24 protein-coding genes are annotated in these 24740 nt (G+C 42.1%); 4 read left to right on the top strand and 20 right to left on the bottom strand.

Annotated features, from left to right (window positions below; translation table 11 throughout):
- Window positions 1-107 precede the first annotated feature (107 nt).
- From N8M93_RS12650 to N8M93_RS12640, 3 genes are read left to right on the top strand one after another with little or no spacing between them, the layout of a single operon-like run.
- Entirely contained in the window at window positions 108-1652 is a 1545-nt protein-coding gene (locus N8M93_RS12650) for a spore germination protein (protein ID WP_261132361.1), read from the top strand.
- Window positions 1642-2745, top strand: coding sequence for a spore germination protein (locus N8M93_RS12645; protein WP_261132359.1), 1104 nt, complete (start codon window positions 1642-1644; stop codon window positions 2743-2745). The genes N8M93_RS12650 and N8M93_RS12645 overlap by 11 nt, the downstream gene beginning before the upstream one ends.
- The gene (locus N8M93_RS12640) at window positions 2742-3863 is read left to right on the top strand and encodes a Ger(x)C family spore germination protein (protein ID WP_261132356.1); all 1122 of its coding nucleotides are present in this window, start codon (window positions 2742-2744) and stop codon (window positions 3861-3863) included. Before N8M93_RS12645 ends, N8M93_RS12640 begins: the two co-directional genes overlap by 4 nt.
- Before the next feature lie 19 nt (window positions 3864-3882).
- On the opposite strand, the gene N8M93_RS12635 is transcribed toward N8M93_RS12640, so the two are convergent.
- The 8 genes from N8M93_RS12635 to N8M93_RS12600 all read right to left on the bottom strand — a co-directional run bounded on the left by N8M93_RS12635 (window position 3883) and on the right by N8M93_RS12600 (window position 11399).
- Window positions 3883-4938, bottom strand: coding sequence for a bifunctional 2-polyprenyl-6-hydroxyphenol methylase/3-demethylubiquinol 3-O-methyltransferase UbiG (locus N8M93_RS12635; protein WP_261132354.1), 1056 nt, complete (start codon window positions 4936-4938; stop codon window positions 3883-3885).
- A 177-nt stretch (window positions 4939-5115) separates the two neighbouring features.
- Window positions 5116-5850, bottom strand: a complete 735-nt coding sequence (locus tag N8M93_RS12630) for a TspO/MBR family protein (RefSeq protein ID WP_261132692.1) — start codon at window positions 5848-5850, stop codon at window positions 5116-5118.
- A 43-nt stretch (window positions 5851-5893) separates the two neighbouring features.
- A complete protein-coding gene (locus N8M93_RS12625) occupies window positions 5894-6550 on the bottom strand; it encodes a TetR/AcrR family transcriptional regulator (protein ID WP_261132353.1) in 657 nt (218 codons plus the stop codon).
- 29 nt (window positions 6551-6579) lie between these two features.
- Complete coding sequence (locus tag N8M93_RS12620; RefSeq protein WP_261132351.1) at window positions 6580-7596, bottom strand: ABC transporter permease; 1017 nt, start codon at window positions 7594-7596, stop codon at window positions 6580-6582.
- The gene (locus N8M93_RS12615; protein WP_261132349.1) at window positions 7586-8320 is read right to left on the bottom strand and encodes an ABC transporter ATP-binding protein; all 735 of its coding nucleotides are present in this window, start codon (window positions 8318-8320) and stop codon (window positions 7586-7588) included. The genes N8M93_RS12620 and N8M93_RS12615 overlap by 11 nt, the downstream gene beginning before the upstream one ends.
- 383 nt (window positions 8321-8703) lie before the next feature.
- Window positions 8704-9411 carry a purine-nucleoside phosphorylase gene (deoD, locus tag N8M93_RS12610; RefSeq protein WP_261132347.1) on the bottom strand — a complete coding sequence of 236 codons (708 nt, stop codon included), beginning with the start codon at window positions 9409-9411 and terminating at the stop codon, window positions 8704-8706.
- An 87-nt stretch (window positions 9412-9498) separates the two neighbouring features.
- Window positions 9499-11193 (bottom strand): M3 family oligoendopeptidase, encoded by a 1695-nt coding sequence (locus N8M93_RS12605; RefSeq protein ID WP_261132345.1) that lies wholly within the window; start codon window positions 11191-11193, stop codon window positions 9499-9501.
- A 65-nt stretch (window positions 11194-11258) separates the two neighbouring features.
- Window positions 11259-11399, bottom strand: a complete 141-nt coding sequence (locus N8M93_RS12600) for a hypothetical protein (RefSeq protein WP_261132343.1) — start codon at window positions 11397-11399, stop codon at window positions 11259-11261.
- Window positions 11400-11538: 139 nt separating this feature from the next.
- Between N8M93_RS12600 and N8M93_RS12595 the strand changes: the two genes are divergently transcribed.
- The gene (locus tag N8M93_RS12595; RefSeq protein ID WP_261132341.1) at window positions 11539-12408 is read left to right on the top strand and encodes an STAS domain-containing protein; all 870 of its coding nucleotides are present in this window, start codon (window positions 11539-11541) and stop codon (window positions 12406-12408) included.
- Between the two features lie 63 nt (window positions 12409-12471).
- On the opposite strand, the gene N8M93_RS12590 is transcribed toward N8M93_RS12595, so the two are convergent.
- The 12 genes from N8M93_RS12590 to N8M93_RS12535 form a co-directional block, all read right to left on the bottom strand.
- Window positions 12472-13266 (bottom strand): class I SAM-dependent methyltransferase, encoded by a 795-nt coding sequence (locus tag N8M93_RS12590; protein WP_261132339.1) that lies wholly within the window; start codon window positions 13264-13266, stop codon window positions 12472-12474.
- Window positions 13267-13269: 3 nt separating this feature from the next.
- A complete protein-coding gene (locus N8M93_RS12585) occupies window positions 13270-13671 on the bottom strand; it encodes an HIT family protein (protein ID WP_261132337.1) in 402 nt (133 codons plus the stop codon).
- A 79-nt stretch (window positions 13672-13750) separates the two neighbouring features.
- Window positions 13751-13936 (bottom strand): hypothetical protein, encoded by a 186-nt coding sequence (locus N8M93_RS12580; RefSeq protein WP_261132334.1) that lies wholly within the window; start codon window positions 13934-13936, stop codon window positions 13751-13753.
- Window positions 13937-14084: 148 nt separating this feature from the next.
- Window positions 14085-16064 (bottom strand): S9 family peptidase, encoded by a 1980-nt coding sequence (locus N8M93_RS12575; protein ID WP_261132332.1) that lies wholly within the window; start codon window positions 16062-16064, stop codon window positions 14085-14087.
- 25 nt (window positions 16065-16089) lie between these two features.
- Window positions 16090-17016, bottom strand: a complete 927-nt coding sequence (opp4C, locus tag N8M93_RS12570; protein ID WP_261132331.1) for an oligopeptide ABC transporter permease — start codon at window positions 17014-17016, stop codon at window positions 16090-16092.
- A 12-nt stretch (window positions 17017-17028) separates the two neighbouring features.
- Entirely contained in the window at window positions 17029-17979 is a 951-nt protein-coding gene (locus tag N8M93_RS12565; protein ID WP_261132328.1) for an ABC transporter permease, read from the bottom strand.
- 177 nt (window positions 17980-18156) lie between these two features.
- Complete coding sequence (locus N8M93_RS12560; RefSeq protein ID WP_261132326.1) at window positions 18157-19815, bottom strand: peptide-binding protein; 1659 nt, start codon at window positions 19813-19815, stop codon at window positions 18157-18159.
- Window positions 19816-19910: 95 nt separating this feature from the next.
- A complete protein-coding gene (locus N8M93_RS12555; RefSeq protein WP_261132690.1) occupies window positions 19911-20927 on the bottom strand; it encodes an ABC transporter ATP-binding protein in 1017 nt (338 codons plus the stop codon).
- Entirely contained in the window at window positions 20905-21921 is a 1017-nt protein-coding gene (locus N8M93_RS12550; RefSeq protein WP_261132324.1) for an ABC transporter ATP-binding protein, read from the bottom strand. Before N8M93_RS12550 ends, N8M93_RS12555 begins: the two co-directional genes overlap by 23 nt.
- 275 nt (window positions 21922-22196) lie before the next feature.
- The gene (locus N8M93_RS12545) at window positions 22197-23414 is read right to left on the bottom strand and encodes an MFS transporter (RefSeq protein WP_261132322.1); all 1218 of its coding nucleotides are present in this window, start codon (window positions 23412-23414) and stop codon (window positions 22197-22199) included.
- A gap of 94 nt (window positions 23415-23508) precedes the next feature.
- Window positions 23509-23688 (bottom strand): hypothetical protein, encoded by a 180-nt coding sequence (locus tag N8M93_RS12540; RefSeq protein ID WP_261132320.1) that lies wholly within the window; start codon window positions 23686-23688, stop codon window positions 23509-23511.
- 122 nt (window positions 23689-23810) lie between these two features.
- Entirely contained in the window at window positions 23811-24695 is an 885-nt protein-coding gene (locus tag N8M93_RS12535; RefSeq protein WP_261132318.1) for a LysR family transcriptional regulator, read from the bottom strand.
- Window positions 24696-24740: the final 45 nt, after the last annotated feature.

Below are 24740 nucleotides of genomic sequence, written 5' to 3'. Positions count from 1 at the left end.
ACCCCCCTATAGTATGTTGATGCAACCATTTTGTTTATGGATTTGGATATTTATGTCTGAATTGGGAAGGTTAATAATTAGCTTACTACACAGATGGAGTGGTCATAGTGAGACGGAAACGGACTCGGAAGTATATCGGAAAGAACAATAGTAGAAAAGAAATGCAGTCCTATGAAACGGAATTGAATATAAAAGAGAAAATCATGTCTGAAGACAAAGATCATAATATCGAGTACTTGAAAAATGCGTTCTTTGACTCTGGTGACTTCGGATCACGTACGATTACATTCAACAATCAAAAATATACGATTCTGTTCATTTCCTCACTGGTGAATAAAGAAAAAATCAATGAACTGGTCATGAAGCCTATGCTTGAAAATAAGGAAGGATATATTCCCGATATCGTTACGGCAGTTAAAGTTGATGAAACAAATGATTTAACTGATGCAGAACGAGCGCTTGTTAAAGGAAACACTGTGATCTTGTCTGAAAAAGAGCCGCAAATGTATGTAATCAGTGTTTATAAAACGGAATTTCGAAGTATTCAAGAACCGACGAATGAATATGTCATCCGTGGGACGCACGAAGGTTTCATTGAAAGCCTGGAGACCAATATCTATTTATTAAGGAAAAGAATCGAAAATCCCAATCTGAAGGTCGAATATATGGTTTTGGGAAAAGCTACGAATACTACCCTTGCAATCATGTATTTAAAAGATTTAGCTGATCCAAAGCTTGTTGAAAAAGTAAAAGAAAGAATCAGCTATATCAAAACAGATTCGATTCAAACACCTGGTTATATCGAGGAGTTCATTGAGGATTACCCGTGGTCTCCATTTCCGCAAACATTGAACACGGAGCGTCCAGACAGGGCTACAGGAAACATCATGGAGGGCAGGGTCGCCATATTGATGGAAGGCAGTCCTACTGTACTCATTTTACCTGTAACATTCTTCAGTTTCTATCAATCTCCAGATGATTACAATGCCAGATGGATTGTCGGGACATTTTTAAGAGCTTTGCGACTTGCCAGTTTCCTGATTGCGATCGGACTCCCGGCAGTTTACATCGCGCTCGTTTCTTTCAATATGGAAGTCATTCCGATTGAATTGATTTTCTCTGTAAAAAGTTCGTTAGAATTCATTCCATTTCCTCCTTTAATTGAAGCTTTCATCATGCAATTGACGCTGGAATTATTACGGGAAGCTGCTGTGCGATTACCTAGTCCGATTTCCCAGACGATCGGTATTGTCGGTGGTCTCGTCATCGGAACCGCGGTCGTTCAAGCCAATTTGATCTCGAATGTGATGTTGATCGTTGTCGCGCTTACTGGAATTGCATCGTTCGTCGTTCCATCGAATGAAATGACGACAACTTTACGACTGCTAGGTTTCCCACTGATGATCTTAGCTGCTTTATTAGGGGTGGTGGGAATTGTTTTCGGACTGATGGTTCTTTTGATTCACTTATGTCGGATGGAACCATTCGGGCACCCTTATTTTGCTCCGTTTGCTCCGTTCCACCTTAAAGACATCAAGGATACGGTCATAAGGCTGCCAATATGGATGCTGGACACCAGACCGCATGACGCCCGTCCACAGCATTATCGTCAGGAATGGTATTCTAGGAGATGGAAACAGGATGAAGAATAAACCAGACTCCATTACGAAATATCAACTGATCTTCATGATCCTACTTACTCAAATTGGGGTCGGTGTATTAAGTCTGCCATTTTCAGTGCAACAGGTGGCTGGCAGTGATGGTTGGATTTCCGTCATTATTGCAGGGGTCGTTGTCCAATTCCTGATTTTCTTGATATGGCTATTGGGGCGTCGGTTTCCTGATCAGACCATTTTCGGGATATCAGAACTAGTTGCAGGAAAAGTCATAGGGAAGCTTATTGTATTCATCTATGTACTGTATGGAATCCTCGTGGTGACACTTATTCTGATTTTATATGAGAATATTATTAAACTTTGGGTACTCCAATCAACCCCTAGGTGGATCGTACTACTTTTGATGATAATCACCTGCTGGTTTTTAGTGAAGGATCGCATACGAGTCATTGCAAGATTTTATATGTTTGTCACTGTCTTTATCCCGTTATTGTTTATGTTAACGCTTGTAGCTTTCCCTGGGGTTATGGAATACCGTTATTTACTTCCGGTCGGTGCAGCAGGAATGATGAATATACTGAAAGGTGCTCATGCCGTATTGATTTCAATGCTCGGTTTTGAAATGCTGCTCTTATTGTTCCCATATGCGCAAGCAAATGATCGTGAAATCCTTAAATCCGTCAGTATCGCAAGCGGGGTTACTTCACTTTTATACCTTTATCTTGTCCTTGTCAGTTTTGTCGTCTTTTCACCAATAGAAATCAAATTAGTTCCACAACCCGTTTTATATATGTTGAAGGCCATCACCTTTCAAGTTGTGGAACGGATCGACTTACTGTTTATCGCGATATGGATCGTTGTCGTGGGGACTTCCCTGATGAGTTATGCATTATTTTCTGCAATAGGATTACAGCACTTGTTCAAACAACAAACACATAGTAAAATGCTATATTTCATTTTTCCGGTTGCATTTGTAGGGGCTCTTATTCCACAAACAGATTTACAAATCGCTTCCTTCAGTAAAGTCGTCGAATATTCAAGTTATGTTTTCATAATTGTGATACCAATGGTTTTACTGCTACTTTCCATATTCCAAAATCTAATGAGGAAAAGGAGAACAAGAAGATGAAGAGGTATTTATTAAGTTGGGTAATGATCTTACTACTCCTTACCGGATGCTGGGATCAACAAATGATCAAAGACGCCCGCCTTGTATATGCGACCGCTTTTGATCTAACTGATGATGATAAGATCAAAGCGACATCGGCTATACGGGGATTTATGGCAGGTGGTGAAACTGGTGGTGGTGTACCACAAAATGAAGTTGTCCAAGCAACAGGAGTGAATTTACGTAAGACCCGGATCAATATCGACCATGAACTTTCAAACACCTTCAATCCATCTAAGAATCGAGTGTTCATGTATAGCACTGAGATTGCCGAACAAGGTCTCTATCCCTTTTTGGATGTTTTTTACCGTGATCCAAGGAGCTCGTTGAACTCTAAACTTGCGGTGACCGAAGGGGAAGCAGGAAAAATCCTGGAAATGTATCGCAAAGGAAATACATTGATTGGAGAATTCGTAGAAGAAATGATCATCAGCGGAGAAGATCATACAGTTGTCCCTCGAGTTGATGTCCAAACTGTATGTCCGGTATTTTTTAATGAAGGAAAAGACCCTTATGTCCCCTATATTGGATTTGATGAAGAGAAACAAGAAATAAGTCTTAAAGGTGTAGCTCTTTTTGATGACGACAAAATGACGGGTCATCTGAATGCTGATGAATCAAAGCTATTGCTTCTCCTCCATAATAAAAAGAGGAAAATAGCCAGATATGTTCAAAAAGTGAGTGACGAATCTGAACAAGAAATCGAAAATTACCTTAGCTTCCATATAAAGAAAAACAAATCAAAAATGACTGTGACCCCATTGGCTGACAGTAGTATTACTGCAGCCTTCAATGTATACATGGCAGTTAATGTCATTGAGTATCCTCACGACGATTTGATGTCGAAGAAACATATCGATCATTTGAACAAAAAGCTTTCAACCCTTATGACGAAAGATGCCAACAAAGTATTAGAAAAATTGAAGGAAGCGAACAGTGATCCATTCGGTGTCGGTCTTGAATTGATGGCATTTCACCCTGAAGTATGGAAAAAATTAGACTGGAAAAAAGAATACCCTAAAATCAAAATGGAAGCAAAAGTCAATGTGGAGATTGTTGATCACGGAATCATCAATTAAAAACCTTATCCAGTCTCTTTTATCTTGTTTTTGCAACGATTCCATTATGGACCTTCATATAACCATGTCTTAAGATATCAAATCCTGACTGATAGAGGTATAATCCCATTTGCCGGATGTCCATCAATTCACGGTACGTATGGTTCATCACATCGGACATGACATGATAGTACATACGTGATTTCCACTGATTGCGTGGTGTAGTCATGATCACATATCCACCAGGTTTCAAAAAACGGCGATGGAAATCAAGAATTTCTTCTTTATAGGCATCGGGTACGTGCTCTAATAATCCAACACTGATGACGATATCGAATTCTTTTCCGTATTTGAGGTTCCGGATATCCTCCACCACATACTCGATATTCATTTGATGTTTATACCATACCCGTGGGCTTCCGGTCTCAGGGTTTTCTCCTAAGAAAGGGTATGTATCAGGGAACTCAGCAAAGCGATTCGTCTTGCAATAATCATCATAATCGACCATGACCACTTGACCGCCCGGGTACATCGCTTGCAGTTGCATCGCTTCATATCCCTCAGCTGCCCCGAGGAATAGAATGTTCGGTTTATCGACATCAAGTCCCTCGAATAAAGCCCTTTTTCCGCGAGGATCCCAAATGCCGTCTTCAATTCTGTGTGCGTAATTCCAAAGGGACAAACGTACTATGTGTCCGATTCCTTGGTGTACTTCATTGAGTTTGAATTGTTTCAAATGATTTTTCAGGTTTTCCGTTACTTCATTTCGTTCTCTCGGAACATCTTTCACAAACCATTCATGAAATGACCGGTTGAAATATTCCCACGACGTTTTTACAGGCATCGCCTGCTTGTGTTCTTTTTCCCAATCCGTACGCTCGCTAGACATTTTCTTTACTTCATAAGGTTTTCCGATCTCTTTCCATGTCAACTTCGACCAATCTTTTACTACATTCGCATTGAAAAAACGATCTGGCATCTCATTTCGTGGATTCCTGAGATCGATCCGATAGCTGGACAGCACGTCAGTAAAATCAAAATCGTTTTCATCATAAGGTGTGATTCCCGGACGTTTTTCTGTATGAATGACGGTCATACGGCCCCCTCCGTCCCTGGTTTCTTACCTTCCATATTACACGCACATGAGAAAATGAGTCAATGCATGATTTGGAATCTTCTGACTATTGACGTTTGTATCGAATGATAAGGTGTAAAAAAACTTGGCAAAGCCAAGCCTTAGCACAGGCTGACCCTTAGTTACCGAAGAAAGTATTTATACTTTCTTTAAATGGAACAAAACGAAACTTCCCAACAGGATCCCCAAAGCCAGGGCTGTATTTTTGACAAGTGGAACATCCACCTGCTCGATCGCAATTCCAACATAAGCCCATACAAAAACAAGCGGATAGACGATGTCCTCATTCCTGAGAGAAAAGATCAGTGCAATCAATGCACCTACAGCTAGCATGATGACCGTCCATGTTGCATCAGATAATCCCCACCTGCTCCAGTTATTATAATCAAGAACGATACTTGCGTTGGCTATTGTGGCGACAGATACCCAACCAAGGTATACCGAGAAAGGCAGGCGATCCATCAATCTTCTTCCAGACGAACGCTGTATGAGTGAATAAAGAATAACCAGCGAAAGTAAAAGCCCCGCCATGACAGCAAATGTCCAAGTGAAATATTCATAATGCCAGAGTACGACCCAGCTAGTATTCAACAACGAACTGATGACAAACCATAATCCTGTTTTCTGAAAAACATTGTGGTTCACACTTTTTGGAAACAGTAGATACACGAGCCATATTGCCAGTAAAATATAAATGACTGACCAAATGGAAAACACATACCCTGCAGGCGTGAACAACACATTGAAACGGTCAGAGATCTCCCCCGTCGTCTGACCGTTTAAGGGCAGGGTGTTGGCAAACGTATTCACACCCAACATCAATAGATAAGAAAGTACAGATAGAATGTACAGGACGATGACCTTTTTATTCATTTCTTTCACCTCTACCCTTCTACATACCTCTTATCAGTATGTGTTATTCTCCCTTTTTCTCCACACCGTGTAAAATCATTTGGATCGTCTCTTCTATCGCCTGTTCTTCATCCCATTCACTTTCTGGAAATAAGATGAACTTGCCGAACAAAAGGCCGATGATTGAGGAGGCTGTAAACCGGATGATCGACTTAGGCGGTAAATCGATGACCTCCCCTTTTTCTTGAAAAGGAATGATGACAGATTCAATCCTCGATACCACTTGTTCCATGATCGTTTCACTGAAATGCTGCCTCAATTCAGGATGAAACGGGATTTCTTGCAGCAAGATCTTCACAACTGATAAATGATCCTTGATGAACGCCAAACGATTCAATAATAAAGCTCTAACAAATTCCTCGTAGGATTGGAAGTTCTGTTTGAAAACCTTTTGAAAGTCTTTTATGAGTAAAGGCGCTATGAATTTTGCCATCACCGGAGCTACGATCGACATCAGCAGATCTTTTTTCGTTTTATAATGACGGAAGATCGTCCCCTCTGCAACACCAGCTTTTTTAGCGATTTCTGAAGTAGAAGATGCAGCATAGCCTTTTTCAGCAAACACCTCGATCGAAGCCAGCAAAATCTTCTTCTGTTTTTCTGTCATCTTCCCTTCGTCCATCAGGTTAAAAAAATCATCCGCCCAATTGTTCATGTCCATACTCGTTACTCCTTTGAAAGATAGTCAATTTAAAAGCTTCTATATTTCCGTAAAGCGAAGATATTCGCTATTGAAAAGAATAAGGAAAATCCAAACAAGACAGCCAGGTCCATTGCTATCTCTTCGTATCCCAGTCCTCTGATCATAACATCCCTTAATGCATCTGCCGCATAGTAAAGTGGAGTGATTGGACCGATCCAGCTCACCCAATCCGAAATCGCTTCTAGATCGAACAGTCCTGAAAAGAAAACCTGCGGCACAATGACGATCGGAATGAATTGGATCATCTGCAATTCATTTTGCGCAAAAGCTGACAGCAATGTTCCAAGTGATAATGCCGTGAAAGCACATAACAAAGTGACCGCTAACACCCAAATGAAATCGCCGATCATGAGCAGATCAAGGACATAGATGGAATAGAAAACGATCAGCGTCGATTGGATAAGTGTGAAAAATCCGAATCCTAGCAGATAGCCGATGACCACCTCTGATTTTTTCACTGGACTTGCCATCAATCGTTCCAATGTTCCACCTGTACGTTCTCGTAGAAATGAAACCCCTGACAGCAAGAAAACGAAAAAGAACGCAAAAAACCCGATCAGAACTGGTCCGAAATTATCAAAGCTCGTCATTTCATCAGAACCGTAGTAGTATTCCACATCTGGTTCCATCACTTGATTTTGCGGCTGCATGGAACGCTGCATGAGTGAAAGTGCCATTTGGTTTTTGCCAGGATCACTTCCTTCAAGTATGATTCTGGGTTGTTGATTCTCGATTGTGATCCACGCATCTAGACTGCCATCTTCGAATTTTTGTTTTGCTTCCTCTTCATTCATTTCTTCAATCGTAAAATCCTGCTTTTCCATCAAATTAATAATCGGTTCCGGAACTTGTTCAACTCCGATCGCAGGGACAACTTCCTCACCATTGAACACCAGAGAAATGATCGTCAAAATCAGTAATGGTGCAACCAGCATCATCGCCAACGTTCTTTTATCATGTAAAAACTGCTTGATGATCCGGATTGTCAGCGCTCTAACCCTCATGTCTTCCACCTCCGTAATGTAAGAAAGCTTCCTCGATTGATTCAGATTCGGTTTCTTCTTTTAATGTTTCCGGTTTACCGACTGCAATGAGGGAACCATCCCGCATCATCGCCAGACGGTCGCACTTTTCAGCTTCATCCATTACATGTGTAGTCACTAGGATCGTCATCCCCTTTTCCTTCAGCTTATAAAACTCATCCCAAATCGATTGCCTAAGGACCGGATCGATACCGACGGTCGGTTCATCCAACACGATCAGTTTCGGTTCATGAAGCAAAGCGACTGCCAAAGAAAGTCTGCGTTTCATTCCACCTGAATAATTACGGACAAGCTTCTGTTTATGTTCTGTAAGATCAACCAGCTTAAGCACTTCGATAATTCGCTCCTTTTGTTTCTTGCCTTTCATACCATACATCGCTGAAAAGAACTTGAGATTTTCATTTCCGGTAAGATCATGATAGAGTCCATCTGACTGAGCCATATAGCCGATCTGTCTGATCAGCTTGTGGGAAGGCATTTTTTCGTTGAACAAGGAAAACTCTCCACTCGTTGGTTTTTCAATACCCGCAATCATTTTGACAAGAGTCGTCTTCCCTGCTCCGGATGGCCCTAACATTCCGAAAATCTCTCCACTTTCAACACGTAATGACGTTTCCTTTATGACAACTGTTTTCCCGAACGCTTTCGTCAATCCCTTCACTTCAATCACTGTTGAATCGTTCATTTTTTCACCTCTTTATTTTAAATAATGAGTGATTACTCACTTTATTTTATTCGTGATAAATGTGATGTTTCCTCTTTTTTTAACGCTGTTTTCGCAAACTTTGTTGCTCTTGCACTTAAACAAAGCATAAAATACTTTCTTCAGTATAAGGTCAACTAAGGCTCGACCTTCAAAAGGCTTGGCCTCGCCAAGTTTTCTTTAAAAGTCGTTGATTTCCGCTCCAGGTGCTCGCTTTCCGCGCAGGAGTCTCGCACCTTGCTCTCCCATCAACTTGCAGAAGAAGGTGGTTCTTTACAAATGACCCAAAAGCAACAACCTTTGAGAAAAGAGCTTTTTTAAAGAGAAAAGCACCCGATCTCTCACGGATGCTTTCCATTTTTAAATTATTGATTTTCCACGGTCGTGTCTAACGCAACTTCAATCATTTCATTGAACGTCTTTTGGCGCTCGTCAGAAGAGGTGGTTGCACCTGTAAAGACGTGGTCGCTTACTGTGAGGATAGACAGGGCATTGACACCGAATTTGTTTGCCAGTGTGTAAAGGGCAGATGTCTCCATTTCTACAGCAAGTACTTGATGATCGGCTAATTTTTTCGCAAGATCCAGCGTGTCGTTATAGAAAGTGTCACTTGTGAATACATTACCGACTTTAACTTCAAGATCTCGTTCCACTGCGTTTCCATAGGCACGGTGGAGAAGATCAAAGTTCGCAGTCGGGGCAAAATCGATTCCGAAACGATGCTGATTGGATGAAGAATCTGTAGATGCAGACATCGCAATGATCACGTCGCGGACTTTCACATCCTTTTGATATGCGCCGCACGTCCCGACACGGATCAGATTTTTCACGCCGTAACTTTCAATCAACTCATGCGCGTAGATTGAAATCGAAGGTACACCCATTCCAGTCCCCTGTACTGAAATACGCTTTCCTTTATAAGTTCCCGTGAAGCCCAGCATTCCACGAACTTCGTTATAACACGTCACGTCTTCCAGGAAAGTTTCTGCAATGTACTTCGCTCTGAGCGGATCTCCTGGCAACAGAATCGTTTCTGCAATTTCGCCTTCTTTGGCCCCGATATGAATACTCATTGAATCATTCCTCCTATAAAATCTCATTCATTGGTGTCGTCACTGTTCATTAGGGTAACCGTTCTGAATCAATGCAATCCTACATCATTATAGTGCTTGGTCATCGACAGAATCAAGCCACTGCTCAATGTCTGACACAACCGATTCAACACACGTTCGTTCGAAAGGCGCTTGAAGGTTTGCGATTTCAACGAGTTCTGTGAATGATCTGCTTCCACCTTGTTTGCATAGATGAAGGTACTCCGCCCACGCTTGCTCTTTGTCTTCATTCGCTTTTCTCCAAAACTGCAACGCACAAATCTGAGCGAGGGTATAGTCGATATAATAAAACGGTGTTCGGAAGATATGTCCTTGTTGATGCCAAAAACCGCCCCGCTCCAAAAAGTCATTCTCGGAATAATCTCGGTGAGGCAGATAGTTACGCTCAATTTCCCTCCAGGCTGATTTACGTTCCTCAGGTCTTGCTTCAGGATGTTCATACACATAATGCTGGAATTCATCAACTGCTACTCCGTATGGAATGAACGTCAAAGCTCCGCTCAAATGACTGAATTTGTATTTTTCCGTATCCTCTTCAAAAAACAACTCCATCCATGGCCAGGTGAAAAACTCCATGCTCATCGAATGGATCTCTGCAGCTTCATAGGTAGGAAAGCTATATTCAGGAACGGAAAGATGGCGGCTGGAATAGACCTGGAAGGCGTGTCCCGCTTCATGGGTCAACACATCGATGTCATGAGAAGTTCCTACGAAATTGGAAAAGATGAATGGAGCTTTATACTGGCTGATATACGTGCAGTAGCCTCCAGAACGTTTTCCTCGTTTGCTTACGAGATCCATCAATTCATTCTCGTTCATGAATGTAAAGAACTCATCCGTTTCAGGCGAAAGCTCGGCATACATCTTTTTTCCGTTCTCGATGATCCACTCAGGATTCCCTTTCGGTGTCGGATTACCTGATTTGAAACTGAACGGAAGGTCATAGTATGCGAGATGATCGAGACCGATACGCTTCTTTTGCCGTTCAAATAATTTCTGAGTGATCGGGACGATATGTTCTTTCACCTGATTTCGGAAAACACTCACTTCTTTTGCCGTGTAATCAGTACGAGTCAATCGATCATACCCTAGCTCCACGAAGTTTTCATATCCTAGTTTCTTTGCGATTTCTGTTCTGACTTTAACGAGTTGGTCATAAATATCATCTATCTTCTTTTCATTTTCTACAAAAAATCCATATCGGGCTTTACTTGCACGCTTCCGCAATTCCCTGTCCTTCGATTGGACAAACGGACTCATTTGCGCCAACGTCCGCTCTTCGCCTTCAAACTCGATTTTTGCTGATGCAATCAACTTCGAATACTCCGATGCCAATTTGTTTTCCTTTTTCAAATCGTCCACGATTTCATCTGAGAAGGTCTTCAGCGTCAACTCTGCAATCTTGAACAGCTGTGGGCCCCATTCGTTTTCTAATTGATTGCGGAACTTGGAGCCCACAAGCTTTTTATAAAATTTTGATATGTATCCTTCATAAACTGGAGAATTATCATCAAAAAAATCATGCTCCTCTTTGTAAAACTCATCGTTCGTATCGATCGTATGGCGCACATGACAAATATTCATCATCGACTCGAATTCATTTCGCATTTCGACGATATTGTCCAGTTGCTTCGACTGTTCTTGGAAACTTCCAGCTTGTTCGAATTTTTCCAACAACGAAAAGAAACCTTTCTCAAACCTTTCCATATCGGGTCTTACATACTTATAATCTGAGAATCTCATATCCAAATCTCCTTTTTTCAAAATACTGGTCCATACGTCTTTCTACATATCGTTAGAGGAATCCTTCATTCCTCCTTTTCCACTTCTCTCTGTTTCGGAAAGCTTGCATCATAATAATAGAGCTTCGGGAGTCTGGCATATACCCAATGGTAGTGCAAAAGAGATATTGTCACGAATGCAATCATCTGCCAATCGATATCCTTCATCAGTCCCTCCACCCTTCAAGTCCAGTTCTTCCATTCTATGATTCCAACAGGATGTCTCATAATTGTATTTTTAATATCCGTTTTAATGTATAATAAAGGGACAATGTAGATTTTTTACAATTACTGGGGGATACGAAATATGAGTGGAAATGTAAAGTTGATCGGTGAAAATATAATTGAAAATCGGTTAGATATATTGAAAGAATCTACTGCATTACGGATGGAAGAGGAACCTGAACTTGTCGAAAAAATGATGGCCAGAAAATTGGTCTCAATGACGCAAGAGGAATCACAGGAATTTGCTGCAACCTTCATTACATATTTGGGGGAGTCATTATTCAGTGACGAGGAAGTTTATTTCAACCTTATAACAGAATGGGGCAAAAAAGCTGGACAATTAGGAGTAAATGAAGGAATACCATTAGAAGAATCCCTTGATGGATTGCGCTTTTTCCGCAAAGCGATTCTACATACAATCAAAAAACAAGCTGCGGAAACTGACGTTTTAACCATTGATGATGTCATTGATGCATGCGCCATCATCGATCCGTTGATTGATCGTTGTATCTACTGCTTCAGTCTCGCCCATCTTGAGAACCATTACAAAACGCTTTCGAAAGCGCATGCGAAAGTACAGGAACTCCAAATGCCGATCGTTCCGGTATCTGATGGAATTGCGGTTTTGCCGATTATTGGTGAGCTTGATGAAGATCGCTCTCAGTATATTCTTGAAAAAGCTTTGGAAGAAAGCAGCCGGCTGAAATTGCGCCACTTGATCATCGACCTGTCAGGGATCGTCATCATTGATACAATGGTAGCAAACAACATGTTCCGGGTCGTCAATGCTCTTAAACTACTAGGTGTCGATTCGATCATCACGGGTATGCGTGCGGAATTGACGCAGACGGTTGTATCTTTAGGAATCGACTTCAAAGATATATCTACGTTCAGCAATCTTCAAAAGGCACTGGAATCAATCGGATTCTCACAACATGCTGTAAATAATTGATTTGAAAAGGGACTGCCCCCAAAAGAAAAGTGTCAGATTCACTCCAACACAACCAGAATGTTGTTAAGGACGGTGAATCTCAGACACTTTTGGGGTAGTTCCTTTTTCACTTATTATGATGAAGCGGTGTTCAAGCGTTTCAATATAGTTTTCTTTTTCAATTGTTGTTTCAATGTCAGCCAGCTTCCATAAATGAGACTCGATGGTGAAGTTCGGAACCTGCCACGGGGCTGCTTTCAAATAATAAAGGATTGCCCCAATATCGTAAAAACGAGAATAAGGTTGCGCTTCCTCTGCTCTTTCAACCATAAAACCCGCTTTTATAAGTTCCTCCTTCGCATAGTCAAGGCACCAGTATCCATAACCGAAATCAGGGTTCTCTCCTAAAAGCTCGTTCAACTTGCTATTGTCTTTGCCACCGACCTGCTGAGTGATGAAAGTGCCTCCTGGTTTCAAGACACGATCAACCTCGTCTACAGAATACGATTCATGTTTGTTGATGATCAAGTCAAACTGTTGATCCTCAAATGGGAGCTGATCGCCTTCCCCCACTTCAAACACTTCAACCCCAATCGGATTCAATCGCCCTTTTGCAATCGGAAAATTAGGTGGATACCCTTCTGTGGCATAAGTCATTTCAGGCAGTGGCTGCAGCTTGGATAGCAGTTCTCCGCCACCGGTCCCCATATCCAGCATACATTCAGCTTTTCTTATGTAAGGTAATACGGTACTTCCATAGCTCCATGGCAAGGGTTCTGAACTGACCCTCCCTGTATCTGAAAGGAAAGAAAAGTCCCAACCCGAAAAAGGCATCTCAGATAATTCGTTGTATTCGTCCAGCTTTTCTTTTGTACGCATGATTTACCTACTCTCTATGGGACGTTTGTTTTCGCGTTGTTTCAGCCAATAACGCAATCCTTTACCAGCATGCGGTTCATCTTCATAGCGGGGAATGATATGGAAATGGGCATGGAGGATGGTTTGATTGGAAACTTCACCGACATTCCAACCTAACGTATACCCGTCTGGTCGATACTTTTCGTCTATGTATAGTTTCGCCTTCTGAAGTAGATCGTTCGTAGCCTCCCATTCTTCTTTGGTGAGTGCAAATGCGTCTTTCTGATGGACTTTCGGAACGATGACACCCGCTCCTTGTAGAACTTCCTGATGCTTAGGATGAAGCAAAAAATAACAATGCTCGTTCTCAAAGACAATATTTTGTTCAGGATCTTTTCCTGGATTACAAAATGGACAATCTTTCATGTCAGCCTCCTCAATTGATGTCATTTTTGATTGACTTACACCTCATTATTTCGGTTTCTGGTTCCTGAAACCCTTCTTTTTAGGGGTGATCGAGCAATTTTTGGGGGAGGTTGAGCGTTTTTGTTTTGTGCCTGAGTAATTTTGATGCGATCTTGAGCAATTTTGATGCCATCTTGAGCAATTTAAGGGCCTTCTTGAGCAATTTTGATGCCATCTTGAGCAATTTCAGGGTCTTCTTGAGCAATTTTGATGCCATCTTGAGCAATTTAAGGGCCTTCTTGAGCAATTTAGTAAGATCGACCTACAATAATTAATACCACAATGTAATCAAACCTAAATACAAATAAAAAGTCTGGCATTTGAGCAGCTTCCAGTCAAAAGCTACGTTCAATGTCAGACTCATCAACTTTAATTTATTTTGTTTTTGCCATTTCCGTTGTTTTTGCCCCGACTCGATAGTGGTCGAACCAGCCAACGATTTGTTCAAGTCTCGCCACTCTCATTGCTGGATCTCCTGAGCGGGAAAGATTGTGATCAGCACCTGGGAAACGAACAAAACGTGTGGTCTTATTCTGTTGCTTCAAAGCAACGAATAACTGCTCGGCTTGTTCAATCGGGCATCGATAATCCCTCTCTCCATGCAGGATGAGAAGTGGCGTCTCAATTTGCTTGACGAGACGGATAGGCGAATGATACCACAACTTTTCAGGATCTTCTTCCATATGGGCGCCAATTTCACCCTCTGTAAAGAAATAGCCGATATCACTGACACCGTAAAAGCTATGCCAGTTACAAATAGATCGTTGAGTTACAGCAGCCTTGAAACGACTTGTATTTCCGACGATCCAGTTGGTCATGAACCCGCCATAACTGCCACCGGTAACAAATAGCTGTTCCGGATCGATCCATTCATAACTTTCAAGTGCATGATCCACACCAGCCATGAGATCTTGATAATCTCCGCCACCATAATCGCTTCTGCAAGCATCAACAAATGATTGTCCATAACCATGGCTTCCCCGCGGGTTCAGATATAAGACACCGTATCCTTTTGAGGTCAACACCTGGAATTCATGGAAAAAAGTATTTCCATACATCATATGCGGGCCGCCATGAATTTCAAGAATGAGTGGATATTTCTCACCTTTTTTAAAATTATTCGGTTTGAGAAGCCAACCATGAATCACCGTTCCATCCTGACTTGGAAATTGGACCGACTCCGGGACTGAAACTTTGATGTCATTCAGGAAAGTTTCGTTATGATAGGTGATCGGTTCTTCCATTAAACTGTTGATATCATGACGTACGATGTCACCTGGGTGCGCAGGTGTACTGACAGCAAGATACACATCCTTCGTACTATCCTCTAATGCATATTGGAAGATGTGCCTGTCCCCTTCCACAATCTTATCGACATTTCTGAACAGATCAATCGAGTACAACTCTGTATTTCCAAATTCACTCGCAAGGAAGTAGAGCGATTCGCTATTGCTGCTCCAGGTCAAATGAGGAGATGGTTCCACAGCATGAAGGTCACTGATCATCATGTCCCCGACCTGAATATCCAGTTTTTCCGTCAAACATTCGGTAGTGGATTTTTCCCAGTCATAAAGGAAAATTTCACTGTATGTGGCCCCGCCGTATGATTGATCATGCCCGACATAAGCAACGTACCTGCCATCCGGTGAACAGATCGGATGGGCAACTGTCCCATCGAGTTCCGAGATTCTGACAGGTGTGCCTCCGAATTCGTAATAATAAATATGCGAACGGCGGTAAGAACCTGGCACGTCTTCATCGAACTTTGCGTAAACAATTCCCTTACCGTCGGTTGTATAGCAGGCATTCACATGATCATGGTCACCCTCGGACAAGTTTCTTACTTCCCGATCCTTTAGTGAAATTTCACCGATATGTAGGTAAGATTGATAGGTCAGTGCCGCTTTCCCATCCGCTTTATACTTCAATTTATCGACTACAATCGGCTTTTCATCTTCATTATCCGTAACTGTGTAATGATAAAGAATCGAGTGTCCTTCTGGATGCCATATCGGGTTGGAAACACCATTTTCAACATGTGTCAGTTGCTCCGGCTCTCCTCCTTCAGATGAAATGAGCCATAATTGGTTTTTCCCTGTCCGGTTTGACATAAAGAGCAACGACATTCCATCAGGTGACCATCTCGGTGCAGTATCCATTGAACTGCCACTCGTCCAACGTACAGATTTTTTTGTACCGACATTCAGCAAATGAATGTGCGATTGATACTTCTTTTCACCATTGATTTCTTTTACCACATAGGCAAGGCGGGTCCCATCAGGAGATAATTGTGGATCACTGACAAATTTCAATTTGAAAAGATCTTCAATGTTTATTCCATTTAACTGATCCATTTCCAGCCTCCTTTTGACTCTTTGGTTATGATTTCATTTTCGGGTCGAATGCATCTCTTAAACCATCACCGACAAAGTTGAATGCCAGTACTGTAATCAAAATCATCACCCCTGGGAAGATCGGATACCACGGTGCCGTATACATGATCGTTATGTTTTGGGCATCCTGAAGCATGTTCCCCCAGCTTGGTGTCGGCGGCTGAACACCGAGGCCTAAATAACTTAAGGCTGACTCAGCCAATATGATGATACCGACATAGAGGGTTGCCGTTACGATTACCGGTCCCATCGCGTTCGGTAAAATGTGCGAAAAGATGATTTTCGAACTTCTTACGCCCATCGTTTTCGCTGCCAAAACGAATTCCCTTGATCTCAAGGTCAAAAATTCTCCCCTGACTAGCCGCGCTGTCGTTGTCCAACCGAACAATGCAAAGGCAAGAATCAACATTGTAAGGCTCGGTTCAAAGATCGTAACGACTGTAATCAAAAAGAAGAGACTTGGAATCGATAGGAATACGTCAACGACACGCATGAGAAATGCGTCAACGACACCACCATAGTACCCGGCAATTGCCCCGACAATGGTCCCTATGAAAATAGAGACAGTTACTGAGGCAAATCCGACGAGTAGTGATACTCTTGCTCCATAAAGCATTCTCGTGTACATATCTCTACCGAGTGTATCTACACCAAGCCAATGTTCACCATTCGGCGGTGTCAATCTCTTCAATAATTCCTGATTACTTGGCTCATAGGGTGTCAAATAAGGCGCGAATATGGCGGCCAGAATAATCAACACTAAAGTGATCAATCCAATCACGGCCAATTTGTTTTTCAGGAATTTTTCTACAGTAAGTCTTGTCAATGTTTCTGGCTTTGGTAGTGGATCTGGCGGAAGTGGCTCTGGATGGACAGGTACACCAGGGCGTAATTGTTTTTCAGGCTGTGACATGTTTATCCCCCTTTAATACTCGATTCTTGGATCAAACACCGCATAGAGAATATCAGCGATCAGATTACCTATTACCGTCAAGGTAGCAGCGATTACAGTAATCGCCATGATCACAGGATAATCACGCTGGAATGCAGCATCCACGAACAACAATCCAATACCAGGCCAGTTGAAGATCTTTTCTACGATTACAGTCCCTGCAAAGAACGACGGCAACAAAAGACCAAAAATCGTAATGATCGGAATCAATCCATTTCTCAAGCCGTGTTTATAAACCACTTTCTTTTCTTTAAAACCTTTAGCACGGGCTGTCCGAATATAATCCTGCTTCAGCACTTCCAACATACTTGTCCTTGTATAACGCGTGAGAGCGGCCATATCAGCTGTGGCCAGTACAAAGGCAGGCATGATCAGATGGAGAATCCGATCCCAAAGACTGAAAGGTTGATTGAGTGTTGCGATACCGCCGGTCGGGAGCCATCCAAGCTGCACTGCGAAGAACATGATCAATACTAATCCCAGCCAAAAGTTTGGTGTAGCAAGTCCTAAGAAGGACGTGAACGTAACCGAATAATCCGTCAATGAATAAGGTTTACGTGCTGATAATATTCCGAATGGGACCGATATCAGTACAGCGAGAAATGTTGAAACCAGCATCAGGAATAGGGTATTAGGGAGACGTTCCATAATTAAATAAGAAACATCTGTCCCCCGTCGTATAAGGGATTGACCAAAATCACCTTGCACCATATTCCCTACCCACTTCAAATATTGGATATGAACCGGGTCGTCCAAACCATACTTTTCGATGAATGCTTGTTTATCGGAAGGCTTGATTTTTGGATCCATCAAAAGTGTGGTCGGGTCTCCTGGTGCTAATTGGATGATTGCAAAAGATAAAATCGAAATACCAATTAATAATGGGATCGCCATCAATACACGGCGAACGATATATGAGAGCATTTCCACATCCCCCTTCATCTAAATTCTAAGAAGCTGATCCTTGATTCGCCCAGCATTATGTATAGGCGGAAAATCTCTAATTTTAAGATCTTGTGAAATTCTAACCTGTTAAATAAAGAGATGGATAAAGCACATCAATATGAGGCTCTATCCATCCTCTTTCAAACAATCGAACGATTATTGTTCCAACCACCATTTTTCAATCATATAGAATTCACTGGACGGATGATGCACATGACCTTTCAGGTTTGCATCCAACGCATAGTGATCATTTGGATAATACAAGAAGGTGTAAGGCTGTTGTTCAGCGATGCCTGCTTGGATTTCACCAATGATATCTTTACGTTCTTCTTGATCCAGTACTTGCGTATTCTTTTCCATCAACTTGTCCAATTCTGGATCAGAGAAAGCGACAAAGTTAAGTCCTGCTTCAATTTCTTTTGAGTGCCATAGAGCTGTCGGGTCTGGATCAGTTGACAGGCTCCAACCTAAAATGACTGCATCGAAATCTTTTTTCTCGGTGACTTCTTCAATGAAAGCACTCCATTCCATGATGGTAGGCTTCACTTCGATACCGACCTCTTTCAATTGTTCTTGCGTTACTTGAGCGATCTGTTCACGTGCTTTGTTACCCTGGTTCGTCTTCAATTCAAAGGAGAATTTCTTCCCATCTTTTTCTAAAATCCCGTCATCTCCTGGAGTCCAACCTGCTTCTTCTAGAAGTTTCTTCGCTTCTTCAACGTTATAATCGAATTTCGGTACATCTTCGTTATATGCCCAGCTCAATGGACTTTCAGGAATATGAGCAATCTCACCGTCACCGCCTAAAACCGCTTCGATGATGGATTCACGATCGATGGCCATTGTCAAAGCTTGACGGACTTTTTCATCCTTGAACATGTCATTTGCCATATTCCAGCCGATGTATGTGTATGCAAGTGAAAGTTCTGTTGATAAATTGATTTTTCCTTCATCAGCTAACTTTTGTGCTGTGGCAAGGTCTTGTGACTGGACTGCAGCTTCATGTACATCCCCAGCTTGGACCTGAGTCATCAAGGCATTTGCATCTGGTACGATCTTATAAGTAATCGTGTCTAAGTATGGACGTCCTTGGAAATAATCTTCAAAGGCTTCAACTTTTACATATTGGCCTTCTTTCCATTCAACAAATTTGAAAGGACCGGAGCCGACAGGACTTTTCGTATTGAATTCATGTTCACCAAGTTCTGCGATCGGCACATCTTTCAAAATATGCTCCGGCAAGATTCCATAACTTAACGTTCCCAGGAATGGAGCATACGGCTCACTTAGTTTGATCTTGACCGTAGTATCACCTTCGGCTTCGATAGATTCTATTTTTTCAAAATCAGAAGCACGTGCGCCTGAATAATCCTCGCTTAGCGGAATGCTGTAGGTGAATACGACATCATCAGCAGTCAATGGTTCACCATCATGGAACGTAATCCCTTCATTTAACGTGATCGTCCACTCCGTACCATCTTCGGAAGTTTCCCAATCCTTCGCGATGACACCTTTAGGTTCTAAGTTTTCATCATACGTAATCAATCCATCATAGAGCCAACCTGAAATATCAGAGCTTGAAATATCTGTTGAGTAGAGGTCATTGAAGATTGTCGGAGCACCAATCGATCCAACTATGATGTCACCGCCTTCTTGTGGTTCACCTGATGCCTCTTCAGTTGTTTCACCATCATCGGTGCCATTGTTTCCTTCATTGCCCTCCTCAGAATCCGGATTTGCATTACATGCAGCCAGAAACAGCGAAAACACGAACGTCAATACTAATAGTAGATGGAATTTCTTATTACCCTTCATTAACTAATCCCCCCTTATTTTTTAAAAGACTCAGACTTACAAAACACGGAAACGATTCTGCTCTCCCCCCTTCACGTAGTAAAAATGTCTACACTCTATTCATAGAGATGACAAGCAACATAGTGATTCGGGTGTACCTCCTGGAACTTCGGAACTTCCTGCTTGCAAATATCCATCGCTGCAGGACAACGTGTATGGAATACGCAGCCTTTCGGTGGGTTGGATGGACTCGGCAAATCACCTGACAGGATGATCCGCTCCCGTTTGATCTGGCCTTTCTTCCTTGGCACTGGTACAGCTGACATCAGTGCCTGTGTATATGGATGTAATGGCTCCCTGTACAAATCATGTTTATCAGCTAATTCCATCATGTTTCCTAAATACATCACACCCACGCGGTCTGATATATGACGGACTACGCTCAAATCATGAGAGATGAAAAGATATGTAAGGTTGAATTCATCTTGCAAATCTTCCATCAAGTTGATGATTTGTGCTTGAATGGAAACGTCTAATGCCGATACAGGTTCATCTGCAATCATCAGGTCTGGATTGAGGGCAAGAGCTCTTGCGATTCCGATCCGTTGCCGCTGACCACCTGAAAACTCATGAGGATAACGATTTGCAAACGAAGGATTCAATCCGACAGTATCAAGTAACCGGTCGACCTTTTCCTTCCTTTCCGCCGCAGAACCGGATTTATGGGTTTTAAGAGGTTCCATGATGCTTGTCCCAAGCGTCTTCCTTGGGTTCAATGATGCGAAAGGATCCTGGAAGATCATCTGCATTCGTCTTCTGACTGATTTTCGAAGCTCTCCTTCTGATAAGGACGAGATGTCTTGATTATTGAAAAGGACTTTTCCACTGCTAGGTTTATAAAGTCGTATGATTGCTCGTCCCAATGTAGATTTTCCACATCCAGATTCACCGACGATTCCCAGTGTCTCTCCTTTTCTTAACTTGAAAGAGATTCCATCGACAGCTTTCACTTGACCGACTGTCTTCTGCATCAGACCGGCCTTTATTGGAAAATGCATCTTTAAGTTGTCCACTTCAAGGATCGTTCCATTTGTATGGTCTGAATTTGGATCAACGGTGAGTGTATTGCTCATCCCCTGCATTTCCAGCCCCCTTTTCATCCTCGTACAAGAAACAGCGTACTGCTCTTGTCCCATATTTTTTCTCTAGTAATTGAGGTTGTTCTGAAAAGCAACGATCGAATGCATGTTCACACCTGGGTGCGAAGCGACACCCTTTCGGCATCTCCTCAGGAGTAGGAACATTTCCCTTGATTGGATTAAGCCTCCCGATTTCCCCATCGATGTCAGGTACTGAAGATACCAGCCCCTGGGTATAGGGGTGCAATGGTTCCTCAAAGATGTCATCAACAGTTGCTTGTTCGACGATTTGTCCGGCATACATGACAATGACTCGTTCCGCCAATTCGGATACGACACCTAAATCATGCGTGATCAGGAGAATCGACGTATTCACTTTTTTAGATAAATCTTTCATGATGTCAAGGATTTGTGCTTGGATGGTAACATCGAGTGCTGTGGTAGGTTCATCAGCAATGAGAAGCTTGGGATCGCAACTCATGGCCATAGCGATCATGACACGTTGTCTCATTCCACCTGAGAGACGGTGAGGATAGTCTGATATGATTGATTCTGCTCGTGGAATACCGACTAGTTTCAATAGTTCGATAGCTTGTTGTACTGCTTTCTTACGCGGTAATCGTTTGTGGTATGTAATGACTTCTACAATCTGTTCACCTATCGTCAAAACCGGGTTGAGAGAGGTCATCGGTTCCTGGAAAATCATCGATATGTCATTCCCGCGTACTTTACACATCTCATTTTCAGAGAGGCCAACTAGATTCTTTCCTTCGAGATAAACATCACCCTCTACGATTTTCCCGTGTGGTTCCGGGACCAGCCGCATGATCGACAATGAGGTCATACTCTTTCCGCAGCCTGATTCTCCGACAAGGGCGAGCGTTTCACCTTTATGTATCTTGAAATCAATTCCATCAACTGCTTTTACTGTTTTCCTTTTGTCGAAAAAATAGGTCTTTAGATTTGAGACTTGTAATAGTTCCTCCAAACAGCCAAACCCCCTTTAAGTAGTACCTTCGACGTGTTTTTTGTCTAATGTGAAAATTTTCAAACTTTTTGAATTATTTTAAAACATTATAAAATTATCCAAACAAACATTCAAGATGTTTTTAAAGAAAATTTAATCCTTTGTAACTTTTGTCAAATAATATGCTCGGTTTTTTCAAGGTCAAAAGAACTAAAAACCCTTTAATACCAACATTTTTTCAAGGCATATAAAAAGATGCAAAAAATAATTTTTGCACCTTAAAAATCGTTCGACATTTATCTTGGTAAAGCGACAGATTTTCCTTTTTTCCGAGTTGTCGTTGTCAAATGACGTACCATTATGATGGTCACGAATATGAATGAAATGGCTCCAAACCCGATGACCATATATTTGAATCCGATTGTATCTAAGAACAAGCCTGTCAACAGCATCAGTGCCTGGAAAATGATATTATCAACCATCCCTTTGATGGAGAAGAAACGGCCGTGGTAATCAGATGGAACTTCTGTTTGGAATATTGTCGTCACTACTGGAAAAAGTGTCCCTGCCGCCAAACCGAAGAGACCGAAAGAAAAGATGGACATCATAGGATGATCCGCTAAAAATAACGTTGTCTGTGCTGTGGCAATGATGAAAGTGATCGCAAACATATACGTCAATTTCGGATTATCTTTGAAAAATTTACCGGCCAGGAAAGTACCGATGAACACACAAAGCCCTTCTGTGGTGTAGAGGATTCCTTTTATACCAGGGTTATCTTGAAGCTCACTGATTTCGATCACCATCAGGTTGAATCCGGCTAAAAACAAGAATGCGGGCATTAACAGGAAGATACCATACACCACCATGGGCTGTTTCCTGACAATCGGATACAATTCCCGTATCGTAGTAAGGAAGTTTTCCTTTTTCGCCATTTTGTCCACTTTCTTCGGCTCTTCATCCACTTTGATGAAAAAGGTACTGATCAGAAGAAGCACGTAGGAAATGAGCGTTACCGTATAAAGGGAAAAAAGGGACATCCCAACGAGCATCACACCACCAAGTGCTGTTCCTACAATCCTTGCCCCAGTGAAAATATTGACGTTCACACTGTTCGCTTCAAGGAGCTGCTTTTTCGGAACAATCAATGGGATCATGGTTTGCATGGCAGGATTGGAAAACGTTCCGGATATCCCGATCACGAACGTGTATGCCAACATCCACCAAACCGAGTTTTCCGCAATCGCCATATACATGAATAAAATCGCGATACACCTGGCGATTCCAGCGTAAATCAAAATGTTCCTTTTGATGCTTCGATCAATCACCCGTCCAGCCATCGGAGCAAGGAATATACCGACTAAAAATCCTGATAAAATGATAAGTGCTTGTAAAAATGATGATTCTACATTCTTCTGTAAGAACTCCAGATTTCCAATGATCCCAACCCAAAGTCCTGTACTTGAAACCGCTAAACCGAACATGAGCAATATGAAATTACGGTTTCTCCACACGGTCGTCTATCCCCTCTCATACGATCGAAAAGTATTTCGAGTCTCTAAATATATAAACCTATTATAAAACGGGATCGATAAATTTGCACCACTTTTATTGGTCAATCCAATTTTTCAGATTGTTCAGTTTTTCCTTGTGGGCCATGCACTCATCCAAATCGATATCATAGACGTTGGCGTTGCGATCACATAATACAGTACGTCGTATGATTCTTCTTCGATCGTTCCTTTCGAATACCCCCATTCGTTTGTCTTTTCGAATGACTTCTGACAATTCGCCGACTTCTCCTAGCAATTTGAGGTAATAGCGGATTTTATTTTCAGGGTGGAAATCTTTTTCCCTTAATATGCTTGTATTTCTTTAAGGGAAAGATCCACTATAACATTGCTCTTTCCTTATGCTCCGAGATAGTAGCGGTTTATGAATCCAATGAATTGTTGTATCTCCTCATTCGTATCCTTCTGAATCAGATAGGTATGGGCGATTGGAAGTTGCAGCGCATCTGTATGTATTTCCAGGATCCGTCCTTCTAGCAGTTCCCTATTTACAGAAGATCGGGGCAAAAATGAGAAACCGATTCCTTCTTCAATGAACCGCTTCGCCACATTCACCTGCGTCACGACCATCGTTCTGACAGTCGGTTCAAGCATCCTGACCCTGGAAATCAAATCATCCCAATACAATGGGTGGTTGTGGGTAAGGAGCATACCATGACGCAATAACTCATGCAATTCAATCGGGGGACTCGTTTCACTGTCACCTCCGTCATGTGCTGCAACTGTAATTACTGGATCCTCATATAAAGTGACACAATGTAGACCTGGATGGATGGCACTTGTTCTCGAGATACCGAGATCCGCCTTCTGCTCATAGACGAGTGAACTGATTTCATTTGATTCGGCGACTTGGATCCCAACTTCTATGTGTGGGTGTTCATTCATGAATTCCTTCACTATGTATGAGAGTATCGAGGCGGCAATCAATGGTGATACTGCAAGTGTCAATTTCCTCTCATAGCCTTGCTGCCAGCTGGACAGCGACTCCAATCCATCATTGAATGAACGTAACATAGCATGCGCAAAGGGCAGGTAGTGCTTTCCAGATTCGGTTAAAGAGATGTTCCTACCATTCTTTTTGAATAACTTACACCCTAATTCCTCTTCAAGATGGTGAATATGAACGGTAATCGTGGGTTGGGATATGTATAGTTTCTCAGAAGCTACCCGATAATTTTCATATTTTGCAGCGATGACAAATGTCTGTAACCACCGTATTTGCATCCGTACCTCGCCTCCTGATCCATTATGGTTCTTAATCGATTATAG

This window comes from Bacillus sp. Marseille-Q3570, assembly GCF_946151055.1.
In the GTDB taxonomy this organism is placed as follows: Bacteria; Bacillota; Bacilli; order Bacillales; family Fictibacillaceae; genus Pseudalkalibacillus.
Note: the sequence above shows the minus strand (reverse complement) of the source record. Positions and strands in the feature narration are given on the sequence as shown.

What these genes read in the sequence shown, in the direction of transcription:
- N8M93_RS12645 (WP_261132359.1), top strand. Translation starts at nt 1,642, where the DNA reads ATGAAGAATAAACCAGACTCCATTACGAAATATCAACTGATCTTCATG.
- N8M93_RS12640 (WP_261132356.1), top strand. Translation starts at nt 2,742, where the DNA reads ATGAAGAGGTATTTATTAAGTTGGGTAATGATCTTACTACTCCTTACC.
- N8M93_RS12635 (WP_261132354.1), bottom strand. Translation starts at nt 4,938, where the DNA reads ATGACCGTCATTCATACAGAAAAACGTCCGGGAATCACACCTTATGAT.
- N8M93_RS12630 (WP_261132692.1), bottom strand. Translation starts at nt 5,850, where the DNA reads ATGAATAAAAAGGTCATCGTCCTGTACATTCTATCTGTACTTTCTTAT.
- N8M93_RS12625 (WP_261132353.1), bottom strand. Translation starts at nt 6,550, where the DNA reads ATGGACATGAACAATTGGGCGGATGATTTTTTTAACCTGATGGACGAA.
- N8M93_RS12620 (WP_261132351.1), bottom strand. Translation starts at nt 7,596, where the DNA reads ATGAGGGTTAGAGCGCTGACAATCCGGATCATCAAGCAGTTTTTACAT.
- N8M93_RS12615 (WP_261132349.1), bottom strand. Translation starts at nt 8,320, where the DNA reads ATGAACGATTCAACAGTGATTGAAGTGAAGGGATTGACGAAAGCGTTC.
- deoD (WP_261132347.1), bottom strand. Translation starts at nt 9,411, where the DNA reads ATGAGTATTCATATCGGGGCCAAAGAAGGCGAAATTGCAGAAACGATT.
- N8M93_RS12605 (WP_261132345.1), bottom strand. Translation starts at nt 11,193, where the DNA reads ATGAGATTCTCAGATTATAAGTATGTAAGACCCGATATGGAAAGGTTT.
- N8M93_RS12600 (WP_261132343.1), bottom strand. Translation starts at nt 11,399, where the DNA reads ATGAAGGATATCGATTGGCAGATGATTGCATTCGTGACAATATCTCTT.
- N8M93_RS12595 (WP_261132341.1), top strand. Translation starts at nt 11,539, where the DNA reads ATGAGTGGAAATGTAAAGTTGATCGGTGAAAATATAATTGAAAATCGG.
- N8M93_RS12590 (WP_261132339.1), bottom strand. Translation starts at nt 13,266, where the DNA reads ATGCGTACAAAAGAAAAGCTGGACGAATACAACGAATTATCTGAGATG.
- N8M93_RS12585 (WP_261132337.1), bottom strand. Translation starts at nt 13,671, where the DNA reads ATGAAAGATTGTCCATTTTGTAATCCAGGAAAAGATCCTGAACAAAAT.
- N8M93_RS12575 (WP_261132332.1), bottom strand. Translation starts at nt 16,064, where the DNA reads ATGGATCAGTTAAATGGAATAAACATTGAAGATCTTTTCAAATTGAAA.
- opp4C (WP_261132331.1), bottom strand. Translation starts at nt 17,016, where the DNA reads ATGTCACAGCCTGAAAAACAATTACGCCCTGGTGTACCTGTCCATCCA.
- N8M93_RS12565 (WP_261132328.1), bottom strand. Translation starts at nt 17,979, where the DNA reads ATGCTCTCATATATCGTTCGCCGTGTATTGATGGCGATCCCATTATTA.
- N8M93_RS12560 (WP_261132326.1), bottom strand. Translation starts at nt 19,815, where the DNA reads ATGAAGGGTAATAAGAAATTCCATCTACTATTAGTATTGACGTTCGTG.
- N8M93_RS12555 (WP_261132690.1), bottom strand. Translation starts at nt 20,927, where the DNA reads ATGAGCAATACACTCACCGTTGATCCAAATTCAGACCATACAAATGGA.
- N8M93_RS12535 (WP_261132318.1), bottom strand. Translation starts at nt 24,695, where the DNA reads ATGCAAATACGGTGGTTACAGACATTTGTCATCGCTGCAAAATATGAA.